Consider the following 6,108-nt stretch of genomic DNA (forward strand, 5'->3'; position numbering starts at 1 on the left):
GCGCTGTGGAGCTTCGTGGTGCTGCTGCTGACCGGGGTGTTCTTGACCCTGTGGTTCCAGCCGAGCATGGCCGAGGTGACCTACGAGGGCTCCTACGACCCGCTGCGCGGGATCCACATGTCGCAGGCCTACGCCTCGACGCTGGACATCTCCTTCGAGGTCCGCGGCGGGCTGCTGATGCGCCAGATGCACCACTGGGCCGCGATGCTGTTCATCGCCGCGATGCTGGTGCACCTGATGCGGGTCTTCCTCACCGGCGCGTTCCGCAAGCCGCGTGAGCTGAACTGGGTGATCGGCGGCCTGCTGATCCTGCTCGGCATCCTGGAGGGCTTCGCCGGCTACTCGCTGCCCGACGACCTGCTCTCCGGTACCGGCCTGCGGATCGCTGACGGCATCGTCAAGGCGACCCCGGTGCTGGGCACCTACATGTCGTTCTTCATGTTCGGCGGCGAGTTCCCCGGCGAGCTGATCATCCCGCGGCTCTACATCGCCCACGTGCTCCTGATCCCCGGGCTGATCCTGGCCCTGATCACCGCCCACATGCTGCTGCTCGTCTACCACAAGCACACCCAGTGGCCCGGTCCCGGACGCACCGAGCAGAACGTCGTGGGCTTCCCCATGCTGCCGGTCTACATGGCCAAGGCCGGCGGGTTCTTCTTCCTGGTCTTCGGCATCACCGCGCTGATGGGTGGCCTGCTGGCGATCAACCCGGTCTGGAAGTACGGCCCCTACGACCCGTCGAAGGTCACCGCCGGCTCCCAGCCCGACTGGTACATGGGCATCGCCGAGGGCCTGATGCGGATCATGCCCGGCTGGGAGACCCACATCTTCGGCACGACGTGGTCGTGGAACGTGATGCTGCCTGCCCAGATCGCCCCCATCCTGCTGCTCGTGGTGGTCCTGGCGTGGCCGTTCCTCGAGTCGTGGGTGACCGGCGACAAGCGGGAGCACCACCTGCTCCAGCGCCCGCGCAACGCCCCCACCAGGACGGCGTTCCTCGCGGCCGCGATCACCGCCTACGGCCTGCTGTGGGCTGCCGGCGGCAACGACCTGATCGCCGTGGTGTTCGAGCTGAACCTGAACTACATCACCTACTTCATGCGGGTGGCGATCTTCGTGGTCCCGGTGCTCGTCTTCTTCCTGACGAGGCGCTGGTGCATCTCGCTGCAGCGGCACGACAACGCGCAGCTGCTGCACGGCTACGAGACGGGCATCATCATGCGGTCGGCCGAGGGGGGCTACAGCGAGCGGCACCTGCCGATCAACGACGCCCGTGCCTACACCCTCACCGCCCGGGATCGTGACCAGATCCACCCGGCGCCCTCGACCGTCGACGACAACGGCGTGCGGGCACCCGGCTCGCGGGTCCAGGCGGTGCGGGCGAAGCTCTCGGAGAAGATGTACGGCCACAACGTGCAGAAGCCGACCCGCGAGGAGCTCGAGGAGGGCCACCACCACGCCGAGCACGAGCAGGAGCTGCAGGCGGGGCTCGACCACCCCGCCGACGGCCACCAGTTCGACGGTCACCACGCGGTCGAGGGCGAGGAGCTCCGCTCCCACTGACCCAGCGCTGACCCGCCCGAAGCTGACACCGCCTCACGCTGACCCGCCCGAAAGTTTCGGGCGGGTCAGCGCTTGTCGAGGCCGGCTTCGCGCGCGGCCGAGCGCAGCATGCGGTCGACGTCCTGGTGCGGGCCGTGGATGTTTCCCTTGCGCGCCACCACGATCGTCCAGTCCTGGGTACGCCGCATCCACCCGCGTCGTTCCTCGTCGTGCTCCGCGTCATCCTCCGTATGGAAGTCCTCGCCGTCGTACTCGGCGCCGAAGCGTTCCTCCTCCAGGCCGATGTCCACCCAGTAGCTGCCGCCTCCCGGGGCCGGGACCTCCACCTGACAGGCCGGGCGTGGCAGCCCGGCATCCAGCCACCGCAGCCTCAGGATGCTCTCTCCCGGGGACTGGGACGCGGGGTCCACCAGCGGCGCCAGGGCCCGGAGCTGGACGACTCCCCGGTATCCGGCGAACCGCCCCGTCGCCATCACCAGCTCGTCGACGCAGAAGGCGCCCAGCCCCGCGAGCGAGTCCATGGCCGCGAAGGCCTGGTCGCGATGGAGAAGGCGTCCGAGGTCGCACGCCGTCCTCAGCGGCGTGGTGACCCTGAGCCCCTTGAGGTCTGCTACGTCGCCCGGCGAGAACGCCCGTTCCCCGCTGTGGACCAGTCCGTTGCGCAGCCTGTGTCCGGGCGGACTGAAGACGCTGACCGGCGGCACCTCGAGGTGCGCTCCAGGGTTGAGCACCATCCGGGCGCCCCACAGCCAGGCGGCAGTGCGGTCGGTGACCACGCACTCCGGGGGAACGACGAGCTTGAGGCACCCGATCCGCAGCGCCAGGGTGTCGGTCAGCTGCTCGACGCAGTAGACGCCGCGCATCGGGTGCCTCAGCACGCCTTCAGCGGTGGCCTCTCGCAGCCACCTCGCAGAGACGCCGCAGTCCCTGGCCTCCGCAGTGGTGAACGGACGGAGCGTGGGCAGGCGCTCCAACGGGTGGAGCAGTGCGAGGTGGCGAGCGGTCTCCCTGGCAGTCACGCGCGACAGGCTTCCCACTCACGGGGCTCGCCCACCGGCCGTTTCGTTCCCTGTGGAGAACGCTGACCCGCCCGAAAGTTTCGGGCGGGTCAGCGTGAGGTGGTGTCAGTTTCGGGCGGGTCAGCTCAGGGCGGAGCCGTTGGACCAGGACGCGAAGTCGAGGTTCCAGTCGCCGTACCCGTTGGTCAGGGTCATCGGCCGGTCGGTGCCGGTGTACTCGACCACGTCACCGCGGCTCGTCATGTTGTAGAGCCACCCGGCGTCGGCGGTGCTCATGCCCGTGCAGCCGTGGCTGACGTTGGCCGAACCCTGCGAGGACACCGACCACGGAGCGGCGTGGACGAACTCGCCGGAGTAGGTGACGCGCATGGCGTACTCGACGTCGTCGATGTCGTAGCCGTCCGGGCTGTTGCGGTCGATCCCGACCGTCTCTGAGTTCATCCGCTTCTTGCGGAACTTCTCCAGGATCACCTTCACGCCGGAGCGGGTGGTGAACTTCGGCTCCTCGCCGGTGGTGATCGGGATGGTGCGCAGCAGCGCGCCGTTGCTGAACACCCGCATCTGGTGGGTGTCCATGTTGACCTTGTAGATGTGGGCGTCGCCGATGTCGAACTCGACGTGGCGGCTCTCCTGGCCGTAGATGCCGGCGCCAGCCGGGATGCTGTTGATGTCGACGTCGACCTCGACGCTGGAGCCCGCCTGCCAGTAGTTCTTCGGCCGCCAGTGGACCTCCTGGTCACTGAGCCAGTGCCAGGCTCCGGGCTGGCGCGGGGTCGAGCTGACCGACATGTGCCGCTCGATCGAGGCCCTGTCGGTGACAGGGATGTCGAAGGTGACGATCACCGGCATGCCGACGCCGACCGTCTCGCCCTGGAGGGGGGCGACGGAGGGGTACGTCTGCTCGTCGAGGGTGAGGTCCTCGGTCCGGAACTTCTGGTCCCGAACGACCTTCTGTCCGTCGCTGCGCGTCCCGACGGAGTGGATCTGGTAGGCCACTCCGGGCTCGAGCCGACCGCTGGCCACCCAGGTGGTCCCGTTCTTGCTCAGCTCGCCCGCGAGCGGACCGGCCGCCGAGGTGACCTTGACCGAGCGGAGCTCGCCGCCCGTGGCGGTGAGCTTGACCTCGCGGTCAACGGGGACGCCGTTGGGCGCGACGTTGGTGCGGATCTTCAGCGGAGGTACGGCGGGCGAGGTCGTCTCCTCGCCGGGCGTCACCTCATCTGCGAGCGACTCGCCCTCGCAAGCCGCGAGCGCCGGGGCCAACAGTGCGAAGGAGGCAGCAGCCACCAGCGCGCGGACCACTCGTGGGCTGCGCGCTGTGGTGCTGAACCGACGCATGGACATGCAGAACTCCCCCGTCCTCGAAGACTTGCGGACTTCCCCAGCGTAACGGCAACCCCCCACCGACCAAGACTCCGCGCGGCGTGGGACAGGTCACGTCGATCCTGCCCGGCTCGCTCCGCCCGGAGAGCGAGCTCCCGGTGTCAGTGGGCGTGCTCCCCGCGGTAGTACTCGAAGATCCAGCCGCTCAGGGCCACCGCCCCGATGCCGACACCGATGATGAACAGCCACCACGCGCCGAGGGCGACGGCGTAGACGCACACGGCCAGCGTCAGCCCGCACCACAGCGGCCACCAGGAGTACGGCGGGAAGAACCCCAGCTCACCGGCCCCGTCGGCGATCTCACCGTCCTTGCGGTCCTCGGGACGGGGGTCCATCCGGCGGGCGTGGAAACCGAGGAACACCGTCACCATGCCGGCGAGCAGGGTGGTCATGGTCAGCGCGGAGGTGCCGGTCCAGTCGCCGGTGAGGAACCAGTAGGCCGGGCTGACGACCACGAAGAACGCGGTCGTCATGGCGAAGATCCAGGCTTCGGACCTCATCGGTCATCCTCCCGCTCGTGGTGGCGTGGGTCGGCCCCGTGGCCCAGAGCGTCCTCGCGTCCTTCGACGTCGGGGGCGTCTGCGGGCCCGTCGCCCCGCTCCGCGGGGTTCTCGGCCAGCTCCAGCGCGGCGACCTCCGGGTGGTGGAGGTCGAAGGCCGGCGACTCGGAGCGGATCCGGGGGATCGTCACGAAGTTGTGTCGCGGCGGCGGCGAGGACGTCGCCCACTCGAGCGACCGGCCCCAGCCCCAGGGGTCGTCGACCTCGACCAGTGGGCCCCGGCGCGAGATGTAGACGTTGTAGAGGAAGGGCAGGGTCGAGGCGCCGAGCACGAAGGCACCGACCGTCGAGATCTGGTTGAGGAACGTGAAGCCGTCCTCGGGCAGGTAGTCGGCGTAGCGCCGCGGCATGCCCTCCACGCCGAGCCAGTGCTGGACCAGGAACGTCGTGTGGAAACCGACGAACAGCAGCCAGAAGTGGAGCTTCCCGAGACGCTCGTCGAGCATCCGGCCGGTCATCTTGGGCCACCAGTAGTAGAACCCGGCGAACATCGCGAACACCACGGTGCCGAACACGACGTAGTGGAAGTGCGCCACCACGAAGTAGGAGTCGGACACGTGGAAGTCCAGCGGCGGGCTGGCCAGGATGATGCCGGTCAGACCGCCGAACAGGAACGTGGTGAGGAAGCCGATCGACCACAGCATCGGGGTGTCGAAGGACAGAGATCCCCCCCACATCGTCCCGATCCAGTTGAAGAACTTCACGCCCGTCGGTACGGCGATCAGGAAGGTCATGCCGGAGAAGAACGGGAGGTCGACCGCGCCGGTGACGAACATGTGGTGCGCCCACACGGCCACCGACAAGATGGCGATGCCGAGCGTCGCGCCGACCAGGCCGACGTAGCCGAAGATCGGCTTGCGGCTGAAGACGGGGAGGATCTCGGTCACGATGCCGAAGAACGGCAAGGCGATGATGTAGACCTCCGGGTGCCCGAAGAACCAGAAGAGGTGCTGCCACAGGATCGCGCCGCCGTGGGCGGTGTCGAAGACGTGGGCGCCCAGCAGCCGGTCGGCCTCCAGGGAGAGCAGTGCGCCCGCGAGCACCGGGAACGCGATGAGCACCAGGAGGCTGGTGACCAGGGTGTTCCACACGAAGATCGGCATCCGGAACATGGTCATGCCGGGGGCACGCATGCAGATGATGGTGGTGATGAAGTTGACCGCACCCAGGATCGTGCCCAGACCCGCCATCCACAGGCCCATCACCCACAGGTCTCCCCCGACCCCGGGCGAGCGCACGGCGTCGGAGAGCGGGGTGTAGGCGAACCAGCCGAAGTCGGCGGCGCCCATCGGCGTGAGGAAGCCCGAGGCGGCGATGATCCCGCCGAAGAGGAACAGCCAGTAGCTGAACATGTTCAGGCGCGGGAACGCGACGTCGGGAGACCCGATCTGGAGCGGCATGATCGCGTTGCCGAAGCCGAAGAACAGCGGCGTCGCGAACAGCAGCAGCATGATCGTGCCGTGCATCGTGAACAGCTGGTTGTAGGTCTCCTCGGCGACGACCTGCTGTCCGGGGTAGGCCAGCTCGGAGCGCATCAGCATCGCCATGAGGCCGCCGATGAGGAACCAGACGAACGAGGTGAC

Annotated in this window: 5 protein-coding genes; 1 reads left to right on the forward strand and 4 read right to left on the reverse strand. The window is 68.4% G+C overall.

Features of this window, described 5'->3' with window-relative positions:
- Nucleotides 1-1,563 (forward strand): ubiquinol-cytochrome c reductase cytochrome b subunit (locus VFN12_RS16235; protein ID WP_325119804.1); only part of this gene is annotated, 1,563 nt, incomplete at its 5' end.
- Between the two features lie 65 nt (nucleotides 1,564-1,628).
- On the opposite strand, the gene VFN12_RS16240 is transcribed toward VFN12_RS16235, so the two are convergent.
- The 4 genes from VFN12_RS16240 to ctaD all read right to left on the reverse strand — a co-directional run.
- Nucleotides 1,629-2,582 carry a type IV toxin-antitoxin system AbiEi family antitoxin domain-containing protein gene (locus VFN12_RS16240; RefSeq protein WP_325119805.1) on the reverse strand — a complete coding sequence of 318 codons (954 nt, stop codon included), beginning with the start codon at nucleotides 2,580-2,582 and terminating at the stop codon, nucleotides 1,629-1,631.
- Nucleotides 2,583-2,702: 120 nt separating this feature from the next.
- Nucleotides 2,703-3,926 (reverse strand): L,D-transpeptidase, encoded by a 1,224-nt coding sequence (locus VFN12_RS16245; protein WP_325119807.1) that lies wholly within the window; start codon nucleotides 3,924-3,926, stop codon nucleotides 2,703-2,705.
- 140 nt (nucleotides 3,927-4,066) lie between these two features.
- Nucleotides 4,067-4,465, reverse strand: coding sequence for a cytochrome c oxidase subunit 4 (locus VFN12_RS16250; RefSeq protein WP_325119809.1), 399 nt, complete (start codon nucleotides 4,463-4,465; stop codon nucleotides 4,067-4,069).
- Nucleotides 4,462-6,108 (reverse strand): cytochrome c oxidase subunit I (ctaD, locus tag VFN12_RS16255; protein WP_325119810.1); only part of this gene is annotated, 1,647 nt, incomplete at its 5' end. The genes VFN12_RS16250 and ctaD, both read right to left, overlap by 4 nt.

Origin of the sequence: Nocardioides sp., assembly GCF_035703625.1 — a bacterium.
Lineage (GTDB): Bacteria > Actinomycetota > Actinomycetes > Propionibacteriales > Nocardioidaceae > Nocardioides.

What these genes read in the sequence shown, in the direction of transcription:
- VFN12_RS16245 (WP_325119807.1), bottom strand. Translation starts at nt 3,926, where the DNA reads ATGTCCATGCGTCGGTTCAGCACCACAGCGCGCAGCCCACGAGTGGTC.
- VFN12_RS16250 (WP_325119809.1), bottom strand. Translation starts at nt 4,465, where the DNA reads ATGAGGTCCGAAGCCTGGATCTTCGCCATGACGACCGCGTTCTTCGTG.